The following is a 25,530-nucleotide window of genomic DNA, read 5'->3' as shown; positions in this document are numbered from 1 at the left end:
GTCGCACATAAAAGGACGTCGCTCATGACCGACCAAAGCTCCAACGATCTGTTCCATGCTTCCAGCTTCATGCAGGGGCATAACGCCGAGTACCTCGAGCAGATGTACGCGCGTTATGCTGCTGACCCGAGCGCGGTGGATGATGCCTGGCAGGCGTTTTTCCGTCAGCTGGGGGATGACGAGGTAAGCGTGAAGCGCGAGGCCGAGGGGCCGTCCTGGGCGCGCGCCGACTGGCCGCCGATGCCGGGCGACGACCTGACCGCCGCGCTGACCGGCGAGTGGCCGATGCCTGTGGTCCCTGCCGAGGCGAAGGGCGCGGCGAAGAAGATCGCGGAGAAGGCCGCCGAGAAGGGCGTGAGCCTGTCGGACGCGGTGATCCAGCGGGCGGTGCTGGATTCGATCCGGGCGCTGATGATCATCCGGGCCTATCGCATCCGTGGCCACTTGGCGGCGGATCTGGACCCGCTGGGGCTGCGCGATACTTCGAACCACCCGGAGCTGGACCCGAAGTCCTATGGCTTCACCGAGGCGGACATGGATCGCCCGATCTTCATCGACAACGTGCTGGGGCTTCAGATCGCCTCGCTGCGCGAGATCGTGTCGATCGTGAAGCGGACCTACTGCGGGACGTTTGCGCTCCAGTACATGCATATCTCGGACCCCGAGCAGGCGTCCTGGCTAAAGGAGCGCATCGAGGGCTACGGCAAGGAAATCGCGTTCACCCGTGAGGGCCGCAAGGCGATCCTGAACAAGATGGTCGAGGCCGAGGGCTTCGAGAAGTTCCTGCATGTGAAGTACATGGGGACCAAGCGGTTCGGCCTGGACGGCGGTGAAAGCCTGATCCCCGCGATGGAGCAGATCATCAAGCGCGGCGGCAACCTTGGCGTGAAGGAAATCGTCATCGGGATGCCGCACCGCGGGCGTCTGTCGGTCTTGGCGAACGTGATGAACAAGCCGTATAAGGCGATCTTCAACGAATTCCAGGGCGGCAGCTTCAAGCCCGAGGATGTCGACGGGTCGGGCGACGTGAAGTACCACCTGGGTGCTTCATCGGACCGCGAGTTCGACGGCCATCCGGTGCACCTGTCGCTGACGGCGAACCCCTCGCACCTCGAGGCCGTCAACCCGGTTGTTCTGGGCAAGGTCCGCGCCAAGCAGGACCAGATGAACGACGTGAACCGCACGCAGGTCATGCCGATCCTGCTGCACGGGGACGCAGCATTCGCCGGTCAGGGCGTCGTGGCGGAATGCTTTGCCCTGTCGGGCCTGCGCGGTCACCGCACCGGCGGCACGATGCACATCATCGTCAACAACCAGATCGGTTTCACGACGGCTCCGCACTTCAGCCGCTCGTCCCCCTACCCCACCGACAACGCGCTGGTGGTCGAGGCGCCGATCTTCCACGTCAACGGTGACGATCCGGAGGCGGTGGTCCACGCCGCGAAGGTCGCGACCGAGTTCCGCCAGAAGTTCGGCAAGGACGTGGTCATCGACATGTTCTGCTACCGCCGCTTTGGTCACAACGAGGGCGACGAGCCCATGTTCACCAACCCGGTGATGTACAACAAGATCAAGAAGCAGAAGACCACGCTGACGCTGTACACCGAGCGACTGGTGAAGGACGGCCTGATCCCCGAGGGCGAGATCGAGGACATGAAGGCGGCCTTCCAGGCGCAGCTCAACGAGGAATTCGAGGCCGGCAAGGTCTACAAGCCCAACAAGGCCGACTGGCTGGACGGGCGCTGGTCGCACCTCGACCGCCAGAAGGAAGGCAAGTACCAGCGCGGCAAGACCGCCATCAAGCCGGAGACCCTGGCCGAAGTGGGCGGCGCGCTGACCCGCATCCCCGAGGGCTTCCCGATCCACAAGACCGTGGCGCGACTGGTGGAAAGCCGGGCGCAGATGGTCGAGACCGGCAAGGGCTTTGACTGGGCGACTGCCGAGGCGCTGGCATTCGGCTCACTGCAACTCGAAGGGTATCCGGTGCGTCTGGCCGGTCAGGACTCGACGCGCGGCACCTTCTCGCAGCGGCACTCGGCCTTCATCGATCAGGAGACCGAAGAGCGGTACTACCCGCTGAACAACATCCGCGAGGGTCAGGCGCGCTACGAAGTGATCGACTCGGCGCTGTCGGAATACGCGGTTCTGGGGTTCGAATACGGCTATTCGCTGGCAGAACCCAACGCGCTGACCCTGTGGGAAGCGCAGTTCGGCGACTTTGCCAACGGCGCGCAGATCATGTTCGACCAGTTCATCTCGTCGGGTGAATCGAAGTGGCTGCGCATGTCGGGCCTTGTCTGCCTGATGCCGCACGGCTTCGAAGGTCAGGGGCCGGAGCACTCGTCGGCGCGTCTGGAACGCTTCCTGCAACTGTGTGGTCAGGACAACTGGATCGTGGCGAACTGCTCGACCCCGGCGAACTACTTCCACATCCTGCGCCGCCAGCTGCACCGCTCGTTCCGCAAGCCCCTGATGCTGATGACGCCGAAGTCGCTGCTGCGTCACAAGCTGTGCATCTCGGACGCCGACATGTTCACGACCGGGTCGTCCTTCCACCGCGTGTTGTGGGACGATGCCGAGAAGGGCAATTCGGAGACCAAGCTGAAGCCGGACGCCGAGATCAAGCGCGTGGTGATGTGTTCGGGCAAGGTCTACTACGACCTGCTCGAGGAACGCGATGCGCGCGGGCTGGATGACGTCTACCTGCTGCGGATCGAGCAGTTCTACCCGTTCCCGGCTATTTCGCTGGTGCGCGAGCTGGAGCGTTTCCCGCAGGCCGAGATGATCTGGTGCCAGGAAGAGCCCAAGAACCAGGGCGCCTGGTCCTTCATCGAGCCGAACATCGAATGGGTGCTGGGCCGCATCAAGGCCGCGCATCCGCGCCCGCGTTACGTGGGTCGCGCGACTTCCGCCTCGCCCGCGACGGGTCTGGCGTCCACTCACAAGGCACAACAAGCGGCGCTCGTGAACGAAGCGCTGACGATTGAATAACCCCACGGGGCTTTGAAAGGATTGATGAAATGACCGAAGTACGTGTCCCCACCCTGGGTGAATCCGTGACCGAGGCCACCGTGGCCACCTGGTTCAAGAAGCCCGGTGACAGCGTTGCGGTGGACGAGATGCTGTGCGAGCTGGAAACCGACAAGGTGACGGTCGAAGTGCCGTCGCCGGTGGCCGGGACCCTGTCCGACATCGTCGCGGGCGAAGGCGAGACGGTGGGCGTGGATGCCCTGCTGGCGAACATCGCCGAGGGTGACAGCGGGTCCGCATCTGCGCCGAAGGCCAAGGAAGCCGCAGCCGATGCCCCCAAGGCGTCTGGTGGCGAGGCGTCGTCGTCGGTGGACGTTATGGTGCCGACCTTGGGTGAATCGGTGTCCGAGGCGACCGTGTCGACCTGGTTCAAGAAGGTCGGCGACAGCGTGGCGCAGGACGAGATGCTCTGCGAGCTGGAGACCGACAAGGTGTCGGTCGAGGTGCCGTCCCCCGCAGCGGGCGTGCTGGCCGAGATCGTCGCCGCCGAGGGCGCGACGGTGCAGGCCAACGGCAAGCTGGCGGTGATTTCCGGTGGCGCAGGGGCTTCGGCTTCGGCTGCTTCGGCTCCGGCGGATACGCAGTATTCCACGCCTCCGGCAGGGAATGCTGGCCCCGGTAAAGATATCAAGGACGGTCCGGCAGCCGAAAAGGCCATGGCAGAGGCCGGGATTTCCCGTGACCAGGTGCAGGGCACGGGCCGTGACGGTCGCGCGACCAAGTCCGACGTGGCAGCGGCTGTTGCGGCGGCCTCGGCTGCGCCGAAGGCGACGGCGGCCCCGGCGTCTGCCCCGCGTGCGCCGGTGCATGCCGATGACGCGGCGCGCGAAGAGCGGGTGAAGATGACCCGCCTGCGCCAGACCATCGCCAAGCGTCTGAAGGACGCGCAGAACACCGCCGCGATCCTGACCACCTACAACGAGGTGGACATGACCGAGGTCATGGCCCTGCGCAACACCTACAAGGATGCCTTCGAGAAGAAGCACGGCGTGCGCATGGGCTTCATGTCCTTCTTCACCAAGGCCTGCTGCCATGCTCTGAAAGAGGTCCCCGAGGTCAACGCCGAGATCGACGGCACCGACATCGTGTACAAGAACTTCGTGCACATGGGTGTCGCTGCTGGCACGCCGCAGGGTCTGGTCGTTCCGGTCATCCGCGACGCTGACCAGATGTCCTTTGCCGAGATCGAGAAGGCCATCGCCGAAAAGGGCAAGCGCGCCCGTGACGGCAAGCTGTCCATGGCGGAGATGCAGGGCGGCACCTTCACGATTTCGAACGGCGGTGTGTATGGCTCGCTGATGTCCTCGCCGATCCTGAACCCCCCGCAGTCGGGTATCCTCGGCATGCACAAGATCCAGGACCGCCCGATGGTGGTGAACGGCCAGATCGTCATCCGCCCGATGATGTACCTCGCCCTGTCCTACGATCACCGCATCGTCGACGGCAAGGGCGCCGTGACCTTCCTTGTGCGCGTCAAAGAAGCGCTGGAAGACCCGCGCCGGTTGTTGATGGACCTGTAATCAAGGTCGAAACCTCTACGGCAGGCGCGTCACGGCGCGCCTGCCTCCCCCCGGCGCATTTCGGCGCCCATACCCGGCAGCGTAGAAGGTTCCGAATGGCCGTCGCCCGTCACGAAAATTCCGAAGGGAAGCGTGCTCATGCCGACGCCATCCGCCGCCGCCGCGCCTTCTCCCTCCCCGGTTACCGTACCTTGGCGGAGGAAGGGTTCGACGGCGACTATGTCTCGCCCATCCAGATGACCTCCGGCAACCTGACCGGCCCCATGCTGATCTCGAAGGACTGGCTGGATGCGCCCTCCGCGCGGCTGAACCGCTCTGTCCTGAGCGAACGCGGCTACCTGCCCACCAACCCCTACAACCGCGTGATCGACAAGGTGCTGGCGCTGGTCGGCCTCCAACGCGCCGATATCTACATCACGCCGATCTTTGCGCTGCTCACGGCGAAACGCTCCTCTGTCATCCCGATGAAGGACCGCAAGGCCTCTTTCGAGGCGGTCGGTCAGTATGAAATCCTGAACCGCCGTCCCATTGCCCTCGGGACAGACGCCGCCTCCGTCCTACGTTGGTTCGGTATCGACCATATCGAAACCATCCACCCGTCGGCGCGCGGCCTCACCTTCGACGCCCGCGCCGCCCGGATCGCCAAGGCACTGGAGGCCGCATGAGCACGCAACTACTGATGAAATATGATCAATTCGACCAATCCGCCTTTGACACCGACGCCGAGGCGCGCGGTCAGGCGGGGCTGACGGTCCTGCAACTGTGGTCCGAAGGCGCGCAGACGCGCTGGGTCCTGCTGCAGGTCAGCGACAAGGCGCGGGCGCAGGCCTGGCTGGACAAGGAACGCGGTCTGGGCCACCCGCCCGCCGCCGCCCACATGCTGGAGACCGCCTGACATGACCGCCCCGGCCCGGACAGCGCTGGTCGCCTGCATGAAGGACGAAGGCATCTTCGTCCTCGAATGGCTGGCCTATCACGCCGGGCTGGGGTTCGACCGCATCGTCGTGGCAACCAACGGCTGTACCGATGGCTCGGACGCGCTGCTGGCGCATCTGGCCGCGCGAGGCATCCTGCACCATATCGACCACGACCCGCAGGGCCGCCCGCCGCAGGACGCCGCCATGGACCGTGTGCTGGAATGGGCGCGTGACACCCTCATCACCCACCTGCTGCACATCGACAGCGACGAGTTCCTCGTGCTGCTGGACGGCACGCTACACGACCTGCTGGAACGCACCCAAAAGGCCGACGTCGTCCCCCTGCCCTGGCGGCTGTTCGGCGACAGCGGCGTGATGGACTGGACGCCCGGCGATCTGGTCCTCGACCGCAACACCATGGCCGAGGAGGCCCCCGCCCCCGGCGAGGCCAAGTTCAAATGCCTCTTCAAACTCGCGAGCTTTGCCCGCGCCACGGATCACAACCCGCTGGACCCGCAAGTGGCCGACCCCGTGGTGCTGACCCCGGACGGCGACCCGCTGTCCAACGCCTCGCTCTACCAGAAGAAATCGAGCCGTTTCCGCCCGCATGACGTGGCCGCCCGCGCCCGCAGCGCGCAGGTCTACCACTACGCCGTGCGCTCCGAGGACGTGTTCCTGATGAAGAACGACCGCGGCGACGGACAGGGCAAGGAAGGCGACACGAAATACCACCTGAACAGCCATTGGCACCGCATGGCCAACCGCAACGACACCCACGCGCCGCAGATGCGCGCCCACCTCGCGCGCGTCAACGCGCAGCTGGCCGAATGGCGCGCCGATCCGGAAACGCGGCGGCTGGAACGCGCCTGCCAAGACTGGTTCGAAACCCGCCGCGACGCGGTGCTGACGGATGAAAACCGCCGCGCCTGGACACGAAAGGCCATGGCATGATCCGCGCCCTGCTGTTCACCCTCGCCGCCACCCCGGCCATGGCCGACCACCCCGCCCGGCTGCTACCCGGTGACTTCGTCATAATGTCGCATGACTGGAACCACGAAACCGACACCTGGGATCTGGCCGATCCAAAGGTCGCGACCTCCTGCTGGGAAGTTACCGCCCGCACCGAGGCGGAAATCGCCATGGTGCTGCGGGCGGGCGCCTACCACCCATGGTGGTCCGACGCACCAAAGGATATCGGGTTCTCCGACGCATGGATCGGCAACTCGGACGCCTACCTCGAGGCCCATCCCGACGCGCCGCCCTTTGAACTGACCGAAGGCCTGTTCACCACCATCCCCGATTGCGAGGCCAAATGACCCCGGAACTGACCGCCCTCACCCTCGCCGCCCTGCTGCAATGCCTGCAATTCGCGCTGTATTCCGTGCTGGCCCAGAAACAGGTCGGCTCGAAATACGCGGCATCCGCGCGGGATGAACCGCGCCAGCTGACCGGCATCGCCGGCCGCGCGCAGCGCGCGTTGAACAACCATTTCGAGGGGCTGATCCTGTTTGGCATCGCCGTGATGGTCGTCACCTACGCCGACCGGGGCAGCAAGGAAACCGCGCTCGCCGCCCTCCTCTACCTCGCCGCGCGCGTGCTTTACGTGCCCGCCTACCTCTTTGGCTGGACGCCATGGCGCTCGCTGATCTGGTTCGTGGGCTTCCTCGCCACCGTCTTCCTTCTGGTCTGGAGCCTCCTGTGACCCGGACCCACGCCCGCATCTTCTTTGGTTTTGAAAATACCTCGGGGGAGTCGCCGCTAGGCGACGGGGGCAGCGCCCCCTCCCCCCTCTGACAGAAAGGAACACCCCATGTCCCAATACGATCTCATCGTCATCGGCGCAGGCCCCGGCGGTTACGTGGCCGCGATCCGCGCCGCGCAGCTGGGCCTGAAGACCGCTTGCGTCGAGGGCCGCGAAACGCTCGGCGGCACCTGCCTGAACGTGGGCTGCATCCCGTCCAAGGCGCTGCTGCACGCGTCGCATTCCCTGCACGAGGCCGAGCACAACTTTGCCAAGATGGGGCTCAAGGGCAAGGCGCCCTCCGTCGACTGGAAGCAGATGCTGGCCTACAAGGACGACGTGATCGGCCAGAACACCAAGGGCATCGAGTTCCTGTTCAAGAAGAACAAGGTCGACTGGCTGAAGGGCTGGGCGTCGATCCCCGAAGCGGGCAAGGTCAAGGTGGGCGACGAGGTCTACGAGACCAAGAACATCATCATCGCCTCGGGGTCGGAGGTCGCGTCGGTGCCGGGTGCGGACGTGACGGTGGACAATGACGCGGGCGTCGTGGTGGACAGCACCGGCGCGCTGGCCCTGCCGAAGATCCCCAAGAAGATGGTCGTCATCGGCGCGGGTGTGATCGGGCTGGAGATGGGTTCGGTTTACAAGCGGCTCGGCGCGGATGTGCAGGTGATCGAGTATCTCGACCACATCACCCCGGGCATGGATGCCGAGGTGCAGAAGACCTTCCAGCGCATCCTGTCCAAGCAGGGGCTGGAGTTCACCATGGGCGCCGCCGTGTCCAAGGTCGAGGCCAACAAGAACAAAGCCAAGGTCACTTACAAGCTGCGCAAGGATGACAGCGAACACACCGTGGACGCGGATTGCGTGCTGGTGGCGACGGGCCGCAAGCCCTTCGTGGACGGTCTGGGGCTGGATGCCCTCGGCGTCGAGATGACCAAGCGCGGCCAGATCGCGGTGGATGGTCATTGGAAGACCAACGTGGCGGGCATCTATGCCATCGGCGACGTGGTCGAGGGCCCGATGCTGGCGCACAAGGCCGAGGACGAAGGCATGGCCTGCGCCGAGGTGATCGCGGGCAAGCATGGGCACGTGAACTACGACGTGATCCCGGGCGTGATCTACACCGCGCCCGAAGTGGCCGCCGTGGGCAAGACCGAGGACCAGCTGAAGGCCGAGGGCGCGTCCTACAAGGTGGGCAAGTTCTCGTTCATGGGCAATGGCCGGGCGAAGGCGGTGTTCCAGGGCGAGGGCTTCGTCAAGATGCTGGTGGACAAGGAAACCGACCGCATCCTCGGCTGCCACATCATCGGCCCGGCGGCGGGCGACCTGATCCACGAGATCTGCGTCGGCATGGAGTTCGGAGCGACCGCCGAGGACATCGCGCTGACGTGCCACGCGCACCCGACCTTCTCGGAGGCCGTGCGCGAGGCGGCGCTGGCTTGCGGCGATGGGGCGATTCACGCCTGACCCTGTCCTATAGGGACAGATCGAAGCCGCGCCCTTCCCCGGGCGCGGCTTTTTTCGTTGCACTCGGCGAACAATCAAAAAGATTCTTGCACCTACGGCAACTCGCCCCATAGGCTGGGCGCGGAAGGATTTCGCATGACCGATGACATTGCCAAAAGCGCCGAGGCGGTGGCGCTTGCCAGCCTCAGGACCTCCGAGAACATCTCGAAGATGCTGCTGGACTCCGTTGCGCAGCAGCAGGAGCGCCAGCACCGCCACATGCAGGAAACTGCCGAGATCGTTGCCCGACTGCTGACCCCGCAGCACTGAGAAAGGACACTCATGCCGACCAAGGAGACCACAGACCCCGATACGGACGCCATCACCGCGCCCAATACCCGCGTGCTGGGCGATGCGCCCGCCATGGCCATGGCCAGCCTGTTCCAGACCTCGGGCCATGCGCTGGGGATGGCGGCGGAGAACGCCGCGAGCGCGCAGAACAACGGCTTTGCCGTTGTCGAAGCGGCCACGACGCAGTTGGTCGAGGTCCTGACGAGACGGGCGGTGAATGCCCGCAAAGAGGAGGCAAGCTGATGGCCTTTCCGACGGCAGTGAACGACCAGATCACCGACAGCATCACGCAGGCGAATGTCTCGGTGCTGGGCACCGCACCCGCGATGGCGGTGGGCAACCTCTATGTCGCCACCGCGCAGGCCATGTCCAACGCGGCGCATAACGCGACCAACCAGCAGCAACAGGCCAACATCACGGCGCAGGCGGCGACGGTCATGGGCGTGGCAACGCTGTACAAGATCGACACCGCCTCGACCGGGGTGGCGACGGCCAGCGTTCTGAAAGGGGGCAACTGATGGCGATCCCGACATTGGTCAACGGACAGATCACCGACGCGGTCAGCCAGTCGACCCTGACGGTGCTGGGCACCTCGGGCGCGACGGCGGTGGCGGCAGTGCAACAGGCGGCCAGCCAGTCGGCGGGCCTGCGGATGCAGGGGGCACAGGCCGCTTCGGGGCGGCTGGACATGCTGCGGCAAGCCGTGGCGGCGCGCGCCGCCGCGCGGCTGATGGATTGAGGAGGACGCAATGGCCATTCCAACACCAGTCAACGGCGTCATCACCGACACGGTGAGCCAGACCAGCCTGATGACCCTCGGGGCCGCTGGCAGCACCGCACGGGCGATGCTGGCGCAATCGCTGGCCGACACGCTGGCGCTTGCGTCGGAAGGCGCCCGCGCACAGGCCGAGGCCACGCAGGTCATGGCGGATGCCGCGCTGAGTGCCGCCCTGACCCGCATGACCGGAGGGACCCGCCATGACGACTGAAAGCACGACTGAAGCCACGACTCCCGCCGAGGGTCTGACCCAGCAGGCCGGGGGCGAAACCGCCTGCGCCGAGGACCGGATTACCGCGCTCAACGACCAGATCGTGCACACGCTCGAACGGCTACGCAACGACGCCCCCGCCGAGGCCCGGGCCCTGTCGGAGGTGGCCGAGGCGTCGGCGCGATCCGTCGCGCATACGCTGGCCTTGCAGGATGCGGTGGCGCACCTGCGGCGGATGCAGGTGCTGGCCGAGAGCGCCTTTGCCATCGCCGTGGAGCGGCAGGCCGGGGGCGCCGTGGATCAGGGCGAGGCGATCCTGAAAGCGGCGCACACCGCGCTGGACCAGGCGCGCGCCATGGTCAGGGAGGCCAATGACTTTGCCCTTGTCGCGGGTCAGGATGCGCCGGGCAGGTAAACGGCGGCATTGCCTCCGGAGGATTGATCCGCCGGGGGCTGGCCCTCGGGCGGCGGGCCACCGGCGGGGCCGCCTGCTGGACCACCGGGCATGCCGACATCCTCGGAAACCGCCTGCGGGTTGATGCCCACCACCAGCGCTGCGTCGTAATACGCCTTCTGCTCGCGGATGGCGGCAAAGGCGCCCTCGCCCGCCTGCTCGGCGATGCTGTCTGTGCCGTTCATCGTGTCCCGCGTCGCGCCGCGTTCGTTGTAGGGCGCGACGTTGCGGAAGAGGTATTCCGACAGCGTGTCAGGGAAGAAGATCTGCGAGGTCAGGACGGTCGTCTCGTCGAGGAAGACCTTGTAGTGGATGTGCGTGGTGCGCCCGCGATACCAGCCGGGATAGATCGTCTGGAAGGTCGTGATGCCGCGCGCGTCGGTCATCTGCGTGCCGCGCAGGAAGGTTTGCCCGGAGGTGTCCGCACTACCGCCAAGGCTGTTCACACCGGAATATAACCCGCGTGCATCGCAGTGCCAGACGTCCACGCGGGCGCCTTCGACGGGCGTGCAATCGGCGGTGACCACCTGCATCTGGAGCCGCATGGGAATGCCCTCGCGGTCCTCGGTGATGTCGGCGCGGACGAGGTCGGGGTCGATGTAATAGGGGCCTTCGGTGACTTCGGTGGAGACCATGCAGACGTTCGGGGTCAGCAGTCCCATGGCGCTGGCCTGTGCGCGTGCGGCGGTGGGGAAGGCACCGATGCCGGTGGCGACGAAGGGGGAGGCGGCGAAACCTGCCAGCAAGGCGCGGCGGTCGAGTGTGGAACGCATGACGTTTCCTTTCGGGATTGTTCACGGGTGGAACGTATGGCGACAGGAGAACCGTCTGTGCGCGGATGCAGAGGTGAACTGCGCGCGTGCGGCCGGATCGGGAAGTTTGATTTGCAACCTTGGATTGGGTACCCTTGCGTCAATTTTATAGTTAAAGGAGATTTGAGATGGCGGACGAATCCGCAGACGCACCGCCCGAGGTGCAGAAGGACCGCCCTGCCCGCGCGGCTCTTGGGTTGGCGCTGCTGGTGATCGGCGCGGCCATCGTGATCGTGGTGCCGCCGCTTCTGGGCCAGGACAGCGCCTATTTCGCGACCCAGTCCGAGTACCTGCGCGTGGCGGTGGTGCTGCTGTTTTCCTTTGGCGCGCTGCTGACGTTCAGCGCGTTCTTCCATCTCGATCTCGAGGGGTCCCTGCCGATACCGGGACTGAAAGACAGTTCGGTCAAGGCGGTGGGTGCGATCCTCGCGGTGTCGGTGCTGGGCTTTGCCCTGTACAAGGTGCTTCCGGCGTTGCAGGCGGAGCGGGCAAAGCCCGACCCGCTTGCCGGTATCGCCACGCTGCTGGAGCAGAACCAGGCGGCGCTTCTGGCGAAGATCGACGAGCGCGGGCCGCAGAACCTGATCTCGGCCCTGGGGTCGGACAAGAAGGTGGTGGAATACGACCGGCTGCTGACGGACATGCTGACGGACAAGGACAGCCCGCTGAAGTTGCAGACGCATGTCTATATCTCGCCGGAGTCGCTGTCGGTGGACAGCAACTTTCGCAAGGTGGTGAACGCGCAGAAGGGACCGGGGATCGTGGCGCGGCTGACGCAGGACGCCAGTGGATTCGTCGCGGGGGATACGCCGCAGGTGCTGCGCCCGGTCCGGCATCAGGATGTGTTGCAGGAGGCGTATTTCGTCTTCGACCAGGCACCGGAGGAGGATGCGGACCTGCGGTCGGGCATCGCCTATGCCGAGCTCGACCCGGCCACGATGGAGCTGAACCTGTTCTTCGTGTTGTCGGGCAAGACGATCCGGACGGTGCTGGAAAAGGAGGAACGCGCGCAACGCCAGTCCGGCGGCGGCAGCGTCGGCGGCAAGGAGGTCTTGGAATGAAACGGGCGGGCATGGCCGCCAAGTGGCGGGCAACGGTGGTGGCCGCGATGACGGCTGGCGCGGTGGTGGTGTCTCAGGCTGCCGCAGCCGAAGAAGAGGTGCTGCCCGTGCTCTTGGCTGATCTGGCGGGCGGTGGCAGTGATGCGTCGTCACGGCTGATTGCGCATCTCGACGCGTTGTCCGGCAATACGCGCACCGATGCGGTGCGACAGGTGCTGGCCGAATGGGACCGCATGGAGGCGGATCGAGGCGATACCCTGCCGCTGGCCACGGTGTTGTGCAAGGTGGCCCCCATCGACCTGCCGGCCGAGGACGCCAGGGCGGCGCAAGCGGCACTGTTCGGGGCCTTTGACCGGGTGATGCGGGGCAGCGTGGAGGATATGGACCAGCGCGACGCGGGGCTGGCGCGCTACCTCGATTGCGCGGCGCACAATATCGCGCCCGGGTATTTCTCGGTCAGCGGTGCGCTGGACGGGCTGATGCCCTTCCAGCAATGCGACAGCGCGCGGGCGCTGCGGGAGCCGGAGCTGGCGCGGCTGGCGGAGGACTTGGGGGCCATCACTGCGGCGGATGGCGCGGGGCGCAGTTACTACACGCTGCGCTCGGCCTATTTCGCGGCGACGGTCGAGGTGGCGCGGGCCATGGCCGGTGCGGCGGAGTGGGAGACGCAGCGGGCGCGCATCGGCGCGGCGGGCGCGGCCCTGCTGGAGCGAACGGCGGATGCGGGGACTGTGCAGGCGCGCAATGGCTGGCGCAACCTGAACGACCTGACCTATTTCGGCGCGCTTTATGCGCTGGTGGATACGGCGCCGGACAGCCCCGAGCGGGCGGAGACGGTGGCGCAGTTGCAGGCGCTGACCGCCCTGCCCCCGGCGGTGGAGGACGCGCGGCTGGCCGGGGCCATGGAGCCCTGGGTCCGGGCCGAGATCGCGGCGTCAGCCCCGGGCTATGTCGATCCGGTGCATGTCCTGCGCCTGTTCCCCGGCGCGCAGCGCGATGCGGAGGCCGATTGCCGTCTGAACCGCAAGCAGTCCATCGAGACGGCGGATCTGGCAAGGGGCACGCTGGCCTGCCTTGCCAGCGACGATCCCTACGGGTCGCGGGAGGCCTTTCAGGCGTTCGACCGGTGCCTGGGCCGGATCGAAAGCCCGGTCTGGTGGGTACAGGTCGGAGCCTATCGCACCATGGACACGGCAGAGGAGGCCAAGGGGTATTTCGAGACCACCTACGGCCTGCAACTGGGCGCGGACAAGGGGGCGATCGACTTCGACATTGCCGCGCCGGACGCGGAAAGCACGCTGTACCGGGTGCGCACCGGGTCGCCGCTAAGCCGCTCGGACGCGGGGGTGCTGGCCGACCAGATGAAGCTGGACAAGCGCAGCGTGCTGCTGGGGCGGGAAAAGGTGTACTGAGGCGACGGAGGCGCGGGGACCTCACCACATGCGCGGCGCGGCCTTTTCGGCGTAGGTTTCGTCGTAGTCCGCGCCGCCGTCGATGCCGCCCGAGGCCTCGGCCAGAATGTCCCCGGTGCGCGGGACGCTGGCGCGGTCGTCGCGGGTCCAGAGGCCCGAGCGCAGCAGCGCCTTGGCGCATTGCGTGTAGACCTGTTCGATCTGAATGACGATGACGGTTGCGGGCTGGCGCGTGCCCTTGGCAAAGCTGGCGCGCAGCGCCGCGTCGTCCGTCAGGAACGCCTGACCGTTGACACGGATCGTCGTGGGGTTGCCCGGCACCATGAACAACAGCGCCACGCGCCCGTCTGTGACGATGTCGCGCAGCGCTTCGAGCCGGTAGTTCCCCCTCCAGTCAGGCAGCAGCAGCGTGTGGTCGTCCTGAACCCGCACGACCGGGCCATCGTCGCCACGCGGGGTGCCGTGGACGCGGTCACCGGCAGTGGAGAGGATGCAGAAGCGCGCGGCCTCGATCCATTTCCGGTAGAGCGGTGTCAGGTGGTCCGCTTCCTTGCGCAGCGCCGCCGGGACGATGTCCGACGGGTAAAGCGCCTCAAGCGCCGCGATACTCGTGATCCGGTTCAAAGCCTGCCTCCCGCATCAGCCGGTTGGAGGCCTCTTCGACCTCGGATTCCAGCCGGATCATGAAGGTTTCGCGACCCAGCCCCGGTTCAATCTGCGGTAGAAATTCGACGACGGCAAGGCCCGGCTTGCGCCATGTGCCCTTGCGCGGCCAGAACAGCCCGACGTTGGTGGCGGCGGGGACGCAGGTCTGGCCGGTCTGTTCCGACAGAAGCGCCGCACCGACCTTGTAGGGTTTCTCCACGCCGGGGGTGACGCGCGTGCCCTGCGGGTAGATGATGAGCTGGCCGGGATCGGCCTGCCCCTGCTCGACGTCCTTGAGCATCTTGGCAATCGCCGCGCCCCGCTTGCCCCGTTCGACCGGGACGCAGCCGATGCGCCAGGCGTAAAGGCCGAGGATGGGCGCCCACATGAGTTCACGCTTCATGATGAACTTGCCCGCCGGGATCTCGGAGAAGATCATCATGATATCGAGGAAGGACTGGTGTTTCGAGGCGATGATGACTTCGCCCGTGGGGATGGGGCCGCGGACCTCGGTCCTCAGGCCGACCATCCAGCGCGCGGTCCAGCGCACCCAGTAGCAGTAGTGGCGGCAGGTGGTGCGCGCGCCGTGGCGCGAGACGAGCGCCCAAGGGAGGTAGACGATGCCCATGATGAGCATCATCAGGTACATCTGGAAGACGAAGATCGCCGAGCGGACCCATTGCAGGGGGGAAATGGGGGCTTCGATGGGGCGGGTCATGCCAGATCTCCAAGCACGCGCCGCGCGGCGGCAGTCGTTGTCACATAGGCCACGGCGGCGGCCAGCGGCGGCACCAGCAGCGGCCAGAGCCATTGCAACCCCTCGAAGCGCAGCCCGGTGAGCAAGCCTTCGACATCGCCGGAGGTCGGCATGAAGAGCAGGACCAGCATGCCCGCAAGCGTTCCGGCAGCGGCCCCCGCGAGGGTGCGCAGGGTGAAGCGCCGCACGAAGGCCTGCGCGATATAGGTGTCGGTCGCGCCCACCAGCCGCAGCACGGCGATGACCTGCGCGTTGGCGGCCAGCGCCGCATGGGCGGCGAGCGTGACCATGGCGCCGGTCGCCGCGCCGATCAGCAGGATCGACGCCCAGCCCAGCAGGCGCAGGCGCGAAGCCGCGGTCACCAGTGGCTTGCGCCAGCGGGTGTGTTCGTCGAGCACCGCGCCGGGGGCCTCGGCCTGAAGGCGCAGGCGCAGGCCATCGGCGTCGTACCCCTCGGCGGTCTCAACCACGTCGATGAGTTGCGGAACAGGCAGGTCCTCGACCGGCAGCGAGGGACCGAACCAGGGTTCCAGCAGGGCGCGCTGTTCGTCGGCGCTGAGCGCGCGGGAGGAGGCGACGCCGGGGGTCTGTTCAAGCACCACGAGGACGTTGGTGACCTGTTGGGCCATCTGGTCGGCGGGGGCCGAGATGCGGATCGTCGACGACCGGGCCAGTTCTTCGCCCCAGTTGGCTGCGAGCCTGCCAGCAGCCAGCGACAAGGCGAGCGCAAAGATCGTCAGGAACGCCATCGCAGCGGAGGTAAACAGCGTCAGGCGGACAGTAAAACCCGAGGGCGGAACCACGCGGTCCGCGCCACGGTCGCCGCGCAACAGGCTGGTGAGGGCTTCGATACGGGCGTTCACAGGTCGGCCCCCGCGGCTGTCAGGGTTCGGTTGGCGATGCGCAGGACGCGGGCCTGTACGTGGGCCTTGGCGGCGCGGATCAGCCCGAGGTCGTGGGTCGCGATCATCACCGTCTTGCCCATGCGGTTGAGTTCGATCAGCAGGCGCAGGAGGCGTTGCGACATCTCCCAGTCGACGTTGCCGGTGGGCTCGTCCGCAAGGATGACATCGGGCGACAGGATGAGCGCACGGGCCAGCGCCGCGCGCTGGCGCTCGCCGCCGGACAGCGAGGGTGGCAGGGCGTCGAACTTGCCTTGCAGGCCGACCCAGCCCATGAGTTCGTTGAGGTTGGCGGCCTGATCCGGCGTGGCCTGCCCGGAGACCGTCAGCGGAAGCGCAACGTTTTCGGCAATGGGCAGGTGGTCGAGGAACTGGCAATCCTGGTGCACGACGCCGACGCGACGGCGCATGTAGGCGACCTGATCTCGCCCCATGGCAGCCACGTCATCGCCGAAGATCCGCACCTGCCCCTCGGAGGCGGTCAGCGCGCCGTAACAGAGTTTCAGGAAGGTGGTCTTGCCCGAGCCGGACGGCCCGGTCAGGAAGTGGAAGGTCCCCGGCGCAAGCGTCAGCGACATGTCAGTCAGCAGCGCTTCTCCGCTGTAGGAATACGCCACATTGTCCAGCTCGATCACGGGTTGATGCCCTCACCCTCTTGTTGGCCCTGTTGTGCCAGTGCCAGACCTTTAGTGCAACGCGCGCGTGGTGTGAACATTGGACTTTTCCCCATGCGGGAAGCCTCCTATTGTGAGGCTAACGCCTTTTGAGGGGGCGACAGAGAGACAGGACCCGAGCAGTATGCGGTTGATTTGCCCGAATTGCGGAGCGCAATACGACGTCCCGACCGAGGTCATCCCGGAAGGGGGCCGCGACGTGCAATGTTCGAACTGCGGGCACACGTGGTATCAGCGCCACCCCGATCAGGACGCCGAACTGGCCGAAGACCTGAATCTTCCGGTGCCCGATCCCGAATGGACGCCCGAGGCAGAGGACGACGACACCACGCAGCAGGCCCCGTTGCCCGAGGCGCAGCGGCCGATCCCGCGCACGGAACGGCGCGAGGCTGCAGCGTCGGAGCCCGAAGCCGCCGCGATGCCCGAGACCGTCGAAGTCACCGAGACCCCGCGCGTGGAGGAGCCTGCCAAGCCGCGCGGGATCGATCCCGATGTGGCCGAGATCTTCCGCGAGGAACGCGAGTACGAAGCGCGCCGCCGTGCCGCCGACACCTTGGAAAGCCAGCCCGAACTGGGTCTGAACGAACCGGACGAAGACGAGCAGGCCCGCCGCTCGCGACAGGCGCGCGAGCGCATGGCCAAGCTGCGCGGCGCTGAACCAGAGATCACCGCACGCCCTGCCCCGCGCCGCCCGGCTCCGCCCGTCGTGCCGCGCGCGAACGAGGCAGAGACAGCGGTGTCCCAGGAGACGCAACCCGACCGCGCCATTTCCGAGGCGACGGCGGCGGCGGCGGCGGCCAGCTCGCGCCGGGACCTGTTGCCCAACGTGGATGAGATCAACCAGACGCTGCGCTCCACCGCCGAGCCGCGCATGATCGACACCGCCGAGCGCCGCCAGGTGCAACAGCCGGAGGAAAAGAGCGGTTTCGGCAAGGGGTTCTTGCTGGTCGTCGTTCTCGCCGCACTGGGCGTCGGCACATATTCCCAAGCCGGCAAGCTGAGCGAGGCGTTGCCGCAGGCGGCACCGCTACTCGACGGCTATGTTGCCTCGGTGGACAAGGGGCGTGCTTGGCTGGATGGCCAGGTGACGGCCCTGATGCAGATGCTGGACGGCATGAGTTCGGAGGCGGCACAAGAGGCCCCGGCGGAAGACCCGGCACCCGCCGAAGGTGCCGACCCGGTACAACCCGAAACCGGCAATTGATCCGCAGAACTGGTGGCTGGGAGGTTTCGCCTCGCTGACGCGAGGCGACCCGCGCGCCTTTGGCGCGCAAATCTTTTCGGGGGGCCTTCGGCGCGCAAATATGATCGAGGGGCGCCTTCGGCGCGCAAATCTTTTGAGTAGCGCCTTCGGCGCGCGGATGGGGGCTCTGCCCCCGCCCGTTCCGGGCTCCCCCGGAGATATTTGGACCAAGAAGAAGCAGAAGGGCGTTTGGCCCTCCTGCCCGTTCGCTTGGCCCATTGGTTTGGCCCGCCGGGTTGCTTGATCCTGTCAGCTCTTGACCGGGTCGAGGGTGATTTTCCACAGCTCGGTGTCGGCACGGTCCATGAGGCGGACGGTCATCTGCTCGGTCGCGGGGTCGAGGTCCACGAGGCCGAAGAACTGCAACCCCATGGAGGGCGGCAGGTTGGCGCCCTGTTCCTCGGTCGGGGCCTTCACGTATCTGACCTCGGGGCCGAAGGTCATGTCCAGCGCGTTCGGGCCGAAGGTCCCGGCGTGCAGCGGGCCGGAGACGAATTCCCAGAAGGGCTCGAAGTCCTGGAAGGCGGCCTTTTCCGGGTTGTAGTAATGCGCGGCGGTGTAATGCACGTCGGCGGTGAACCAGACGGTGTTGCGGATGCCATTGTCGCGGATGAAGCGCAGGAGATCGGCGATTTCCAACTCGCGGCCCTTGGCAGGCCCGTCCTCGGCATTGGCGACGGCCTCGAACTTTTCACCGTCCCGCACCACCAGGCCGATGGGCATGTCGCAGGCGATGACCTTCCAGGTGGCTGTCGATGCCTTCAGCGCCTGCTGGATCCAGGCCAGCTGGTCCTGACCCAGGATGCGGGAGGCGTCGGTCAGGTCGCTCTGGAGGTTGTCGGAATTCGCGCCGCGATAAGACCGCAGGTCGAGGAAGAAGACGTCCAGCATCGGGCCGTAAGAGACCTTGCGGTAGACGCGGCCCGGCTCGGTCGGGGCGTAGGCGATCGGCGTCATCTCGTGGAAGGCCTTGGCGGCGCGGGACGCCAGCACATGCACGGATTTCTCGGTGTAGCGATCGTCGGCGCTGAGGTCCTTGCTGTCGGACCAGTTGTTCACGACCTCGTGGTCGTCCCACTGGAAGAAGGTCGGGACGGAGGCGTTCATCGCCTGCACGTGGCGGTCCATCAGGTTGTATTTCCACTGGCCGCGGAATTCGTCGAGGGTTTCGGCGACCTTGCGCTTTTCGTCGATGAGGGTGGTGTTCTTCCAGATCACCGCGCCCGCGTCGTTGGTGACCTCGTCCTTCATCGGGCCGTCGGCGTAGATGGTGTCGCCGGAGTGGATGAAGAAATCGGGATTGTGCTGCGCCATGATGGCGTAGGTCAGCATGCCCTCGTCGTCGATGCCCCAGCCCTGGCCGGCAGTGTCGCCAGACCATGCGAAGCGCACCGGCTGACCGGCGGCGGGGGCGCTGCGGAAGCTGCCGGTGATCGGCTCGGAGACGGCGTTGACGTCGGACAGGTCCTGCGCGCTGAAGCGGTAGAACACCTGCTGGCCGGGGGCGAGGCCGTCGACCAGGCGCTTGATGGCGAGGTCATTGCCGGGCTGAGCATAAAGCGGCGCGAGGCGGCGGGCGTCGGAGAAGCTTTCGGTGGTGGCGACCTCCATCATGACCTTGGCGGGGCGGTCGGTGCGGGTCCAGATCATGCCGGAGGTGCCGGTGACATCGCCGGACTGCACGCCATGGGTAAAGACGGGCGCCTGCGCCGCGCGCAGGATGGCCGGGGCGGCCAAGGTCGTGAGGGCAGTACCGGCGGCCAGGAAGCGGCGGCGCGTAAAGGTCAGGCGAGACATGGGGGATCTCCGTCGTTCGCGGTGTGGTGAAGTGCCGCGACGGTCGGAGAGAAGTGTAACGGGCGTCTGATGGTCGGCTGAAGGTTTGGTGAAGGTCTCGTGACAGGTCGGGAGAACCGGCTCAGGTCAGACGCGGCCCTTCCATGGCACCAGCAGCTTTTCCGCCCAGCGCATCAGGATGTCGATGCCAAAGCCGATCACGCCGATCAGGATGATGCCCATGATGACGATGTCGGTGAGCTGGAATTTCGAGGCGACCATGATCATCATGCCCGCGCCCTTCTCTGCCGCCACCAGTTCGGCGGCGACCACGGTGCCCCAGCAGACGCCCATGGCGACACGCGCGCCGGTGAAGATCTCCGGCAGGGAGTTCGGCACAATGACGTGGCGCATGATCTGCCACTTGGACGCGCCCAGCGAATAGGCGGCGTGGACCTTGGAGATGGCCACGCCCGAGACCCCGGCCCGCGCGGCGATGGCCATGATCCAGAGCGCGGCGAGGAACAGCAGGATGATCTTGCCCAGCTCGCCGATGCCGGCCCAGATGATGACCAGCGGGATCAGGGCGAGGGGCGGCACGGGGCGCATGAATTCGACGATCGGGTCGAACCAGCCGCGGAACCAGTTGGACAGGCCCATGGCGTAGCCCAGCGGGATGCCGATCAGAGCGCCGAAGAAGAAGCCGACGATGACGCGGAAGAGCGAATAACCGAGGTGTTCCCAGAGGGTCGAGCCCCGGTAGCCCTCGGAGGCGATGTCCTTGAGCCGGGCCAGCACCGCCTCGGGGGCCGGCAGCCAGATCGGTTCCATCTGCCAGCCCTTGGCGGGTTCGAAATTCAGCGTGCCCTTTGGGGACATGCCGACGCGGCCGAACTCGGTCTGGACGGAGCCGCCGGGCGCGATGGGTTGGCCGTTGACGGCGGTGACGCGGTGGCCCTCGGTCGCCTCGTCGTTGCGGTCCACCCGGATCAGGCCGGAGCGCCATGCGCCCACGGTGTCGGCATCGTTTTTGGCCCAGCCCTCGCCCGGGTCGACCTGCGGCGTGTCGACATCGGTGCCGACCTCGAAGACACGGACCGTGACGGTGGCGTCGTCGGGGGCCACGCCATCGGCCTCGGCGGTGTAGGTGAAGGTCGCGTCACCCATGAAGGGGCCGGGCGCGTGCAGGAAACCGGGCAGCCATGCGGAGCCGGTGAAGGCGCCCCAGAGCAGGAAGATGACGAGGACGGAAACCACGCTGGCGATGCGGTCGGGCTTCACCGCGCTTTCGTCGCCAAAGGTCACGGTCTTGAGCGAGGTGTAATCGGTGGTCGTCTTGCGGACGATGAATTTCACCAGCGCGAAGGAGGCGACGAAGACGAGGGCGTAGATGAGGAAGACGATCATGGCTTACTCCGCGGCCTCGGTGCGGCCCATGATTTCCTCTTCCATGTCCCAGATCATGCTGAGGATCTCCTCGCGTTTCGACCCGAAATCGGGGTGTTTCTTGACCTCGCGCAGGTCGGCGTTCACGCCCATGTCTGCAAACGGCAGACGGTATTCGGTGTGGATGCGGCCCGGGCGCGGGGCCATGACCAGCAGGCGTTCACCCAGCAAAAGCGCCTCTTCGACGGAGTGGGTGATGAGGATGATGGTCTTGCCGGTCTCCTTCCAGAGCTTCAGCACGAGGCCTTGCATCTTTTCGCGGGTCAGCGCGTCGAGCGCGCCGAGCGGTTCGTCCATCAGGATGACGTCGGGATCATTGGCGAGGCAGCGGGCCAAGGCCACGCGCTGCTGCATGCCGCCAGACAGCTCATAAACCGCCTTGTCGTGGAAATCCTTGAGGCCGACCACGTCGAGCAGGTGATCGACGGTGCCCGCCCACTGCTTTTCGCGCTGCCCGGCCATGCGCGGACCGAAGGAGACGTTCTCGCGCACGCTCATCCATTCGAAGAGCGCGCCCTGCTGGAACACCATGCCGCGTTCGGCGTCCGGTCCGGTGACGCGGTGGCCGTTCAGAGTGATCTGGCCGGAGGTCGGCGCGAGGAAGCCCGCGACGATGTTCAGGAGCGTGGTCTTGCCGCAGCCGGAGGGGCCGAGGACCGAGAGCAACTCGCCCTTGTCGAGGTGGAGCGAGACGTCTTTCAGCGCCTGAACGGATTTCCCGTTCGGCAGGTCGAAGCGCATGGAGATGTTTTCGATGCTGAGACCGCTCATGGGGTGCCTCTTGGTGGGCGTTGTCGTGGGGGCGCATGATCTTTGACAAAGACCATGCGACCGGGTCGGTGGGGGGGGCATGATCTTCGGTCGAAGATCATGCCTGCCGTTCACATGCCGTTCGCGGCGGACAGCGGGCCGGTGTTGACGTTCTCGGCATAGCTGTCGAGCGCCGCGTCGATGGAGCCCGCGTTCACGAAGACGTCCGCCACGCCCTTCATGAAGTCCTGCGCGCCGCCGCCCAGCCATTTCGCGCCGAGCTGGTCCTCGACCGTCGGGAAGACGAAGGTGGCCATGGTCTCGGCGGTGGCCGCTTCGTCCATGCCTGCGTCCTTGGCGATGACAGGGAGCATCTTGGCGTGGTTGGCCTCGTCCGCCCACATGGCGTTGGCGTCTGCCGTCACCTTGAGGAATTTCGCCACGAGGTCGGAGTTCTCGGCCACCCAGCCCGCCGGGCCAGAGGTCACGTCGAAGACGAGGATGCCGAGGTCTTCCTTTTCCGCCCCGGTCAGCAGGACGTTGCCGTGCTCCTTCATGCGGCGCAGCGAGCCGCCCCAGCCGCAGGCCATGTCGACGGAGCCCTGTGCCAGAGCCGCCGCGCCATCCGGCGGCGCCATGTCGACGATTTCGAGGCTGTCGAGGGCGACGCCGAAGTGGTCCATCTGCTTGAGGAAGCCGTAATGCGCGGCGGTGCCCAGCGGCACGGCAACCTTCTTGCCGGCGAGTTCCCCGGCGGAGTCTTTGTCGATCTCCAGCGCTTCGGCCACGACGCAGTTGTCGTTGTCGGCGTAGCTGACGGCCACGTCGAGCACCTGAAGGTCCTGCCCGGCGGAGGTCGCCACCACAAACGGCGGCACGCCTTGGCTCACGGACAGGTGCACATCGCCCGAGGCCATGGCGGCGCTCATGGCGGTGCCGGTGTCGAAGCTGACCCAGTTGATGTCCACGCCCATGGCCTCGTCATACATGCCTTCGGCCTTGGCGTACTCAAAAGGCATCGGCCATTCGAGGAAGTAGCCCACGGTGATGGTCTCCGCCTGAGCGGCTCCCGCCAACATGGCCGAGGCGGCCACGGCGCTGAGAAGCATCTTTTTCATGTCGAAAGTCTCCCTGTGTTCGGTGCGCCTCGTGCCGGACGCTATGGTTGATCCGACCAGTAAACAGGCAATGGATCAACGATTTTTCCGGCACATGCGGCTGAACGCGGCGGATTGTCGGGGTAACTTGGGCGGCAGGAAAGCGACAACCCTAGGATTTCGTGGTAAAATCATCATCGGGTGGCATGACAGGGCGGAAATCTGGCACTACAAGCGCGCACCAACTGGCCCTATAAGCCGCCCAATTTTCGCGCCAACTGGAGGCAAACAGCCCCTTAAGGAGTCCTTCGCCATGGACGGCACCTACTCACAGAACGATCTCAGCCACGTTGTCGCCGCCGACAAGGCGCATGTCTGGCATCACCTCGTGCAGCACAAGGGGTTCGAGACCAAGGACCCGAACATCATCATCGAGGGCAAGGGCATGCGCGTCTGGAACCAGGCGGGCAAGGAGCATCTGGACGCCGTGTCCGGCGGGGTCTGGACGGTGAACGTGGGCTACGGGCGCGAGCGCATCGCCAAGGCGGTCTATGACCAGCTCCTGCGGATGAACTATTTCGCAGGCGCGGCCGGGTCCGTGCCGGGCGCGCTGTTCGCGGAAAAGCTGATCGAGAAGATGCCGGGGCTGACGCGGGTCTATTACACCAACTCGGGGTCCGAGGCGAACGAGAAGGCCTTCAAGATGATCCGCCAGATCGCGCACAAGCGGTATGGTGGCAAGAAGTCCAAAATCCTCTACCGCGACCGCGATTACCACGGCACGACGATTGCCTGCCTGTCGGCGGGCGGTCAGGACGAGCGCAACGCGCAATACGGTCCGTTCACGCCGGATTTCGTGCGCGTGCCGCATTGCCTGGAATACCGCAAGCACGAGCAGGACGGTGCGCCGGTCGACAACTACGGCCTCTGGGCGGCGGAGCAGATCGAGGCGGTGATCCTGCGCGAGGGGCCGGACACCATCGGCGGCCTGTGCCTTGAACCGGTGACGGCGGGCGGCGGCGTGATCCCCGCGCCCGAGGGCTACTGGCAAAAGGTGCAGGATATCTGCCGCAAGTACGAAATCCTTCTGCACATCGACGAGGTGGTCTGCGGCGTGGGCCGCACGGGGACGTGGTTCGGTTACCAGCATTACGGCATCGAGCCGGATTTCGTGACCATGGCCAAGGGCGTGGCCTCGGGCTACGCGGCGATTGCCTGCTGTGTCACGTCGGAGCGGGTGTTCGACCTGTTCAAGGACGACGCGTCGGACCCGCTGAACTATTTCCGCGACATCTCGACCTTCGGGGGCTGCACGGCGGGGCCTGCGGCGGCGATCGAGAACATGGCGATCATCGAGGACGAGGACCTGCTGGGCAACACCGTGGCCATGGGTGACTACATGATGGACCAGTTGCGCGCGTTGCAGGACCGTCACGCCATCATCGGTGACGTGCGCGGCAAGGGGCTGTTCCTGGGCGCGGAACTGGTGACGGATCGCGAGACCAAGGAGGTCGCCCCCGAGGCGCAGGTGCAGGCGGTCGTGTCCGACTGCATGGGCCAGGGTGTCATCATCGGCGCGACCAACCGCTCGGTGCCGGGGCGCAACAACACGCTCTGTTTCTCGCCTGCGTTGATTGCCACGAAGGACGATATCGACCAGATCGTCTCGGCCGTGGACGGGGCATTGGGCCGCGTCTTTGGCTGAGTGATACCGGAGTACTCATGGACTATCGTGTGAACGACTTCGGGCAGCCCATCGGGTTGCCCGTCGACCTGCCCCTGCCCCGCCCCTTCCCGACGCATGCGGTGCTGAACGGTCGCCACGTGACCCTCGTCCCCATGGCCGAGGATCATGCCGAGGATTTTTACGAGGTTTTCGACGATCCGGCGGGGTGGACCTACCTCGGGGATGAACAGCCCTTCGCGGACCTGAACGACGCGCGGGCGCGTGTGGCGGCTTTCGTGCCCAGCCGCGACCCGCTGTTCTACACGGCACTGGTGGAAGGCCGCGCGGTGGGCTTCCTGTCGCTGTTGCGGATCAACCCTGGCGCGGCCTCGATCGAGGTGGGGTTCATCCACCTGTCGCCCGCGCTGCAAGGCACCGTTGCCGCGACCGAAGCGCAGTACCTGTTGATGCGGCACGTCTTCGACGACCTGGGCTATCGCCGCTACGAGTGGAAATGCGACGCGCTGAATGCGCCCTCGCGCAGCGCGGCGCTGCGTCTGGGCTTCACCTTCGAGGGGATTTTCCGGCAGGCGCTGGTCTACAAGGGACGCAACCGGGACACGGCGTGGTTCTCGGTCATCGACGGCGAGTGGCCCGCGTTGCGCGCCCGGTTCGAGCGCTGGCTTGACCCGGCGAATTTCGACGCGGACGGACGGCAAAAGGCGCGGCTCAACGACCTCTGAGCCGCGCAAACGCACCGTTTCCGGCGGATTGAAGGTATTTCGCGTCGCGTTGGCGCAAGTCGTTCAGGATCGGTCAACCTCTTGCGTGCCACAAA

Annotated in this window: 28 protein-coding genes; 19 read left to right on the top strand and 9 right to left on the bottom strand. The window is 66.2% G+C overall.

Translation table 11 applies throughout. The features are described 5' to 3' along the window. The first annotated feature begins 24 nt into the window (after positions 1-24). The 14 genes from ACP16H_RS08830 (at position 25) to ACP16H_RS08765 (ending at position 10,412) form a co-directional block, all read left to right on the top strand. On the top strand, positions 25-2,991 hold the full coding sequence (locus tag ACP16H_RS08830; protein WP_425071917.1) for a 2-oxoglutarate dehydrogenase E1 component: 2,967 nt from the start codon (positions 25-27) through the stop codon (positions 2,989-2,991). A 29-nt stretch (positions 2,992-3,020) separates the two neighbouring features. Continuing rightward, complete coding sequence (odhB, locus tag ACP16H_RS08825; protein ID WP_425071916.1) at positions 3,021-4,550, top strand: 2-oxoglutarate dehydrogenase complex dihydrolipoyllysine-residue succinyltransferase; 1,530 nt, start codon at positions 3,021-3,023, stop codon at positions 4,548-4,550. A 95-nt stretch (positions 4,551-4,645) separates the two neighbouring features. Further along, positions 4,646-5,215 (top strand): hypothetical protein, encoded by a 570-nt coding sequence (locus tag ACP16H_RS08820; protein ID WP_425071915.1) that lies wholly within the window; start codon positions 4,646-4,648, stop codon positions 5,213-5,215. Continuing rightward, positions 5,212-5,445 (top strand): hypothetical protein, encoded by a 234-nt coding sequence (locus ACP16H_RS08815; protein ID WP_425071914.1) that lies wholly within the window; start codon positions 5,212-5,214, stop codon positions 5,443-5,445. Before ACP16H_RS08820 ends, ACP16H_RS08815 begins: the two co-directional genes overlap by 4 nt. 1 nt (position 5,446) lies before the next feature. Then, the gene (locus ACP16H_RS08810; RefSeq protein WP_425071913.1) at positions 5,447-6,418 is read left to right on the top strand and encodes a glycosyltransferase family 2 protein; all 972 of its coding nucleotides are present in this window, start codon (positions 5,447-5,449) and stop codon (positions 6,416-6,418) included. Beyond that, positions 6,415-6,783, top strand: coding sequence for a hypothetical protein (locus ACP16H_RS08805; protein ID WP_425071912.1), 369 nt, complete (start codon positions 6,415-6,417; stop codon positions 6,781-6,783). The genes ACP16H_RS08810 and ACP16H_RS08805 overlap by 4 nt, the downstream gene beginning before the upstream one ends. Beyond that, positions 6,780-7,169 carry an MAPEG family protein gene (locus tag ACP16H_RS08800; protein WP_425071911.1) on the top strand — a complete coding sequence of 130 codons (390 nt, stop codon included), beginning with the start codon at positions 6,780-6,782 and terminating at the stop codon, positions 7,167-7,169. Before ACP16H_RS08805 ends, ACP16H_RS08800 begins: the two co-directional genes overlap by 4 nt. 108 nt (positions 7,170-7,277) lie before the next feature. Next, the gene (lpdA, locus tag ACP16H_RS08795; protein WP_425071910.1) at positions 7,278-8,678 is read left to right on the top strand and encodes a dihydrolipoyl dehydrogenase; all 1,401 of its coding nucleotides are present in this window, start codon (positions 7,278-7,280) and stop codon (positions 8,676-8,678) included. A gap of 135 nt (positions 8,679-8,813) precedes the next feature. Then, a complete protein-coding gene (locus ACP16H_RS08790) occupies positions 8,814-8,987 on the top strand; it encodes a hypothetical protein (RefSeq protein WP_425071909.1) in 174 nt (57 codons plus the stop codon). Between the two features lie 12 nt (positions 8,988-8,999). Continuing rightward, complete coding sequence (locus ACP16H_RS08785) at positions 9,000-9,251, top strand: RebB family R body protein (RefSeq protein ID WP_425071908.1); 252 nt, start codon at positions 9,000-9,002, stop codon at positions 9,249-9,251. Then, complete coding sequence (locus tag ACP16H_RS08780; protein ID WP_425071907.1) at positions 9,251-9,526, top strand: RebB family R body protein; 276 nt, start codon at positions 9,251-9,253, stop codon at positions 9,524-9,526. The genes ACP16H_RS08785 and ACP16H_RS08780 overlap by 1 nt, the downstream gene beginning before the upstream one ends. Next, positions 9,526-9,747 carry a RebB family R body protein gene (locus ACP16H_RS08775; protein WP_425071906.1) on the top strand — a complete coding sequence of 74 codons (222 nt, stop codon included), beginning with the start codon at positions 9,526-9,528 and terminating at the stop codon, positions 9,745-9,747. The genes ACP16H_RS08780 and ACP16H_RS08775 overlap by 1 nt, the downstream gene beginning before the upstream one ends. 10 nt (positions 9,748-9,757) lie before the next feature. Further along, the gene (locus ACP16H_RS08770) at positions 9,758-9,997 is read left to right on the top strand and encodes a RebB family R body protein (protein ID WP_425071905.1); all 240 of its coding nucleotides are present in this window, start codon (positions 9,758-9,760) and stop codon (positions 9,995-9,997) included. Then, a complete protein-coding gene (locus ACP16H_RS08765) occupies positions 9,987-10,412 on the top strand; it encodes a hypothetical protein (protein ID WP_425071904.1) in 426 nt (141 codons plus the stop codon). Before ACP16H_RS08770 ends, ACP16H_RS08765 begins: the two co-directional genes overlap by 11 nt. Here ACP16H_RS08765 and ACP16H_RS08760 read toward each other — a convergent pair. Beyond that, positions 10,391-11,224 carry an intradiol ring-cleavage dioxygenase gene (locus ACP16H_RS08760; RefSeq protein WP_425071903.1) on the bottom strand — a complete coding sequence of 278 codons (834 nt, stop codon included), beginning with the start codon at positions 11,222-11,224 and terminating at the stop codon, positions 10,391-10,393. The two genes, ACP16H_RS08765 and ACP16H_RS08760, sit on opposite strands and share 22 nt — an antisense overlap. 167 nt (positions 11,225-11,391) lie before the next feature. Here ACP16H_RS08760 and ACP16H_RS08755 point away from each other — a divergent pair, with 167 nt between their 5' ends. Together ACP16H_RS08755 and ACP16H_RS08750 are read left to right on the top strand one after the other, a co-directional pair. After that, entirely contained in the window at positions 11,392-12,324 is a 933-nt protein-coding gene (locus ACP16H_RS08755) for a hypothetical protein (RefSeq protein WP_425071902.1), read from the top strand. Continuing rightward, positions 12,321-13,736, top strand: coding sequence for an SPOR domain-containing protein (locus ACP16H_RS08750; protein ID WP_425071901.1), 1,416 nt, complete (start codon positions 12,321-12,323; stop codon positions 13,734-13,736). The genes ACP16H_RS08755 and ACP16H_RS08750 overlap by 4 nt, the downstream gene beginning before the upstream one ends. A 21-nt stretch (positions 13,737-13,757) precedes the next feature. On the opposite strand, the gene ACP16H_RS08745 is transcribed toward ACP16H_RS08750, so the two are convergent. From ACP16H_RS08745 to ACP16H_RS08730, 4 genes are read right to left on the bottom strand one after another with little or no spacing between them, the layout of a single operon-like run. Next, a complete protein-coding gene (locus ACP16H_RS08745) occupies positions 13,758-14,360 on the bottom strand; it encodes an MSMEG_1061 family FMN-dependent PPOX-type flavoprotein (RefSeq protein ID WP_425071900.1) in 603 nt (200 codons plus the stop codon). Continuing rightward, positions 14,329-15,099 carry a lysophospholipid acyltransferase family protein gene (locus ACP16H_RS08740; protein ID WP_425071899.1) on the bottom strand — a complete coding sequence of 257 codons (771 nt, stop codon included), beginning with the start codon at positions 15,097-15,099 and terminating at the stop codon, positions 14,329-14,331. Before ACP16H_RS08740 ends, ACP16H_RS08745 begins: the two co-directional genes overlap by 32 nt. Beyond that, entirely contained in the window at positions 15,096-16,001 is a 906-nt protein-coding gene (locus ACP16H_RS08735) for a cell division protein FtsX (protein ID WP_425071898.1), read from the bottom strand. The genes ACP16H_RS08740 and ACP16H_RS08735 overlap by 4 nt, the downstream gene beginning before the upstream one ends. Next, positions 15,998-16,675, bottom strand: coding sequence for a cell division ATP-binding protein FtsE (locus ACP16H_RS08730; protein WP_425071897.1), 678 nt, complete (start codon positions 16,673-16,675; stop codon positions 15,998-16,000). Before ACP16H_RS08730 ends, ACP16H_RS08735 begins: the two co-directional genes overlap by 4 nt. A 163-nt stretch (positions 16,676-16,838) precedes the next feature. Between ACP16H_RS08730 and ACP16H_RS08725 the strand changes: the two genes are divergently transcribed. After that, the gene (locus ACP16H_RS08725) at positions 16,839-17,918 is read left to right on the top strand and encodes a zinc-ribbon domain-containing protein (protein WP_425071896.1); all 1,080 of its coding nucleotides are present in this window, start codon (positions 16,839-16,841) and stop codon (positions 17,916-17,918) included. A gap of 288 nt (positions 17,919-18,206) precedes the next feature. On the opposite strand, the gene ACP16H_RS08720 is transcribed toward ACP16H_RS08725, so the two are convergent. The 4 genes from ACP16H_RS08720 to ACP16H_RS08705 all read right to left on the bottom strand — a co-directional run bounded on the left by ACP16H_RS08720 (position 18,207) and on the right by ACP16H_RS08705 (position 23,047). Further along, entirely contained in the window at positions 18,207-19,754 is a 1,548-nt protein-coding gene (locus ACP16H_RS08720; RefSeq protein WP_425071895.1) for an alkaline phosphatase D family protein, read from the bottom strand. A 126-nt stretch (positions 19,755-19,880) separates the two neighbouring features. Next, positions 19,881-21,140: an ABC transporter permease gene (locus ACP16H_RS08715; protein ID WP_425071894.1), complete on the bottom strand. Its 1,260-nt coding sequence runs from the start codon at positions 21,138-21,140 to the stop codon at positions 19,881-19,883. 3 nt (positions 21,141-21,143) lie between these two features. After that, the gene (locus ACP16H_RS08710; RefSeq protein WP_425071893.1) at positions 21,144-21,950 is read right to left on the bottom strand and encodes a taurine ABC transporter ATP-binding protein; all 807 of its coding nucleotides are present in this window, start codon (positions 21,948-21,950) and stop codon (positions 21,144-21,146) included. Positions 21,951-22,060: 110 nt separating this feature from the next. Next, positions 22,061-23,047, bottom strand: a complete 987-nt coding sequence (locus ACP16H_RS08705; protein ID WP_425071892.1) for an ABC transporter substrate-binding protein — start codon at positions 23,045-23,047, stop codon at positions 22,061-22,063. A gap of 292 nt (positions 23,048-23,339) precedes the next feature. Between ACP16H_RS08705 and ACP16H_RS08700 the strand changes: the two genes are divergently transcribed. Both ACP16H_RS08700 and ACP16H_RS08695 read left to right on the top strand, forming a co-directional pair. Further along, positions 23,340-24,731 carry an aspartate aminotransferase family protein gene (locus ACP16H_RS08700; RefSeq protein WP_425071891.1) on the top strand — a complete coding sequence of 464 codons (1,392 nt, stop codon included), beginning with the start codon at positions 23,340-23,342 and terminating at the stop codon, positions 24,729-24,731. Positions 24,732-24,748: 17 nt separating this feature from the next. Then, entirely contained in the window at positions 24,749-25,435 is a 687-nt protein-coding gene (locus ACP16H_RS08695) for a GNAT family N-acetyltransferase (protein ID WP_425071890.1), read from the top strand. Positions 25,436-25,530 lie beyond the last annotated feature (95 nt).

The sequence above is a fragment of the Sagittula sp. S175 genome, from assembly GCF_049800975.1.
In the GTDB taxonomy this organism is placed as follows: domain Bacteria; phylum Pseudomonadota; class Alphaproteobacteria; order Rhodobacterales; family Rhodobacteraceae; genus Sagittula.
Note: the sequence above shows the minus strand (reverse complement) of the source record. Positions and strands in the feature narration are given on the sequence as shown.

Excerpts from the sequence above, each read along its gene's own strand:
- ACP16H_RS08715 (WP_425071894.1), bottom strand. The coding sequence starts at position 21,140 with ATGATCGTCTTCCTCATCTACGCCCTCGTCTTCGTCGCCTCCTTCGCG.
- ACP16H_RS08720 (WP_425071895.1), bottom strand. The coding sequence starts at position 19,754 with ATGTCTCGCCTGACCTTTACGCGCCGCCGCTTCCTGGCCGCCGGTACT.
- lpdA (WP_425071910.1), top strand. The coding sequence starts at position 7,278 with ATGTCCCAATACGATCTCATCGTCATCGGCGCAGGCCCCGGCGGTTAC.
- ACP16H_RS08815 (WP_425071914.1), top strand. The coding sequence starts at position 5,212 with ATGAGCACGCAACTACTGATGAAATATGATCAATTCGACCAATCCGCC.
- ACP16H_RS08725 (WP_425071896.1), top strand. The coding sequence starts at position 16,839 with ATGCGGTTGATTTGCCCGAATTGCGGAGCGCAATACGACGTCCCGACC.
- ACP16H_RS08770 (WP_425071905.1), top strand. The coding sequence starts at position 9,758 with ATGGCCATTCCAACACCAGTCAACGGCGTCATCACCGACACGGTGAGC.
- ACP16H_RS08830 (WP_425071917.1), top strand. The coding sequence starts at position 25 with ATGACCGACCAAAGCTCCAACGATCTGTTCCATGCTTCCAGCTTCATG.
- ACP16H_RS08760 (WP_425071903.1), bottom strand. The coding sequence starts at position 11,224 with ATGCGTTCCACACTCGACCGCCGCGCCTTGCTGGCAGGTTTCGCCGCC.
- ACP16H_RS08750 (WP_425071901.1), top strand. The coding sequence starts at position 12,321 with ATGAAACGGGCGGGCATGGCCGCCAAGTGGCGGGCAACGGTGGTGGCC.
- ACP16H_RS08790 (WP_425071909.1), top strand. The coding sequence starts at position 8,814 with ATGACCGATGACATTGCCAAAAGCGCCGAGGCGGTGGCGCTTGCCAGC.
- ACP16H_RS08755 (WP_425071902.1), top strand. The coding sequence starts at position 11,392 with ATGGCGGACGAATCCGCAGACGCACCGCCCGAGGTGCAGAAGGACCGC.
- ACP16H_RS08765 (WP_425071904.1), top strand. The coding sequence starts at position 9,987 with ATGACGACTGAAAGCACGACTGAAGCCACGACTCCCGCCGAGGGTCTG.
- ACP16H_RS08700 (WP_425071891.1), top strand. The coding sequence starts at position 23,340 with ATGGACGGCACCTACTCACAGAACGATCTCAGCCACGTTGTCGCCGCC.
- ACP16H_RS08780 (WP_425071907.1), top strand. The coding sequence starts at position 9,251 with ATGGCCTTTCCGACGGCAGTGAACGACCAGATCACCGACAGCATCACG.
- ACP16H_RS08785 (WP_425071908.1), top strand. The coding sequence starts at position 9,000 with ATGCCGACCAAGGAGACCACAGACCCCGATACGGACGCCATCACCGCG.
- ACP16H_RS08695 (WP_425071890.1), top strand. The coding sequence starts at position 24,749 with ATGGACTATCGTGTGAACGACTTCGGGCAGCCCATCGGGTTGCCCGTC.
- ACP16H_RS08775 (WP_425071906.1), top strand. The coding sequence starts at position 9,526 with ATGGCGATCCCGACATTGGTCAACGGACAGATCACCGACGCGGTCAGC.
- ACP16H_RS08740 (WP_425071899.1), bottom strand. The coding sequence starts at position 15,099 with ATGACCCGCCCCATCGAAGCCCCCATTTCCCCCCTGCAATGGGTCCGC.
- ACP16H_RS08705 (WP_425071892.1), bottom strand. The coding sequence starts at position 23,047 with ATGAAAAAGATGCTTCTCAGCGCCGTGGCCGCCTCGGCCATGTTGGCG.
- ACP16H_RS08810 (WP_425071913.1), top strand. The coding sequence starts at position 5,447 with ATGACCGCCCCGGCCCGGACAGCGCTGGTCGCCTGCATGAAGGACGAA.
- odhB (WP_425071916.1), top strand. The coding sequence starts at position 3,021 with ATGACCGAAGTACGTGTCCCCACCCTGGGTGAATCCGTGACCGAGGCC.
- ACP16H_RS08800 (WP_425071911.1), top strand. The coding sequence starts at position 6,780 with ATGACCCCGGAACTGACCGCCCTCACCCTCGCCGCCCTGCTGCAATGC.
- ACP16H_RS08805 (WP_425071912.1), top strand. The coding sequence starts at position 6,415 with ATGATCCGCGCCCTGCTGTTCACCCTCGCCGCCACCCCGGCCATGGCC.
- ACP16H_RS08710 (WP_425071893.1), bottom strand. The coding sequence starts at position 21,950 with ATGAGCGGTCTCAGCATCGAAAACATCTCCATGCGCTTCGACCTGCCG.
- ACP16H_RS08820 (WP_425071915.1), top strand. The coding sequence starts at position 4,646 with ATGGCCGTCGCCCGTCACGAAAATTCCGAAGGGAAGCGTGCTCATGCC.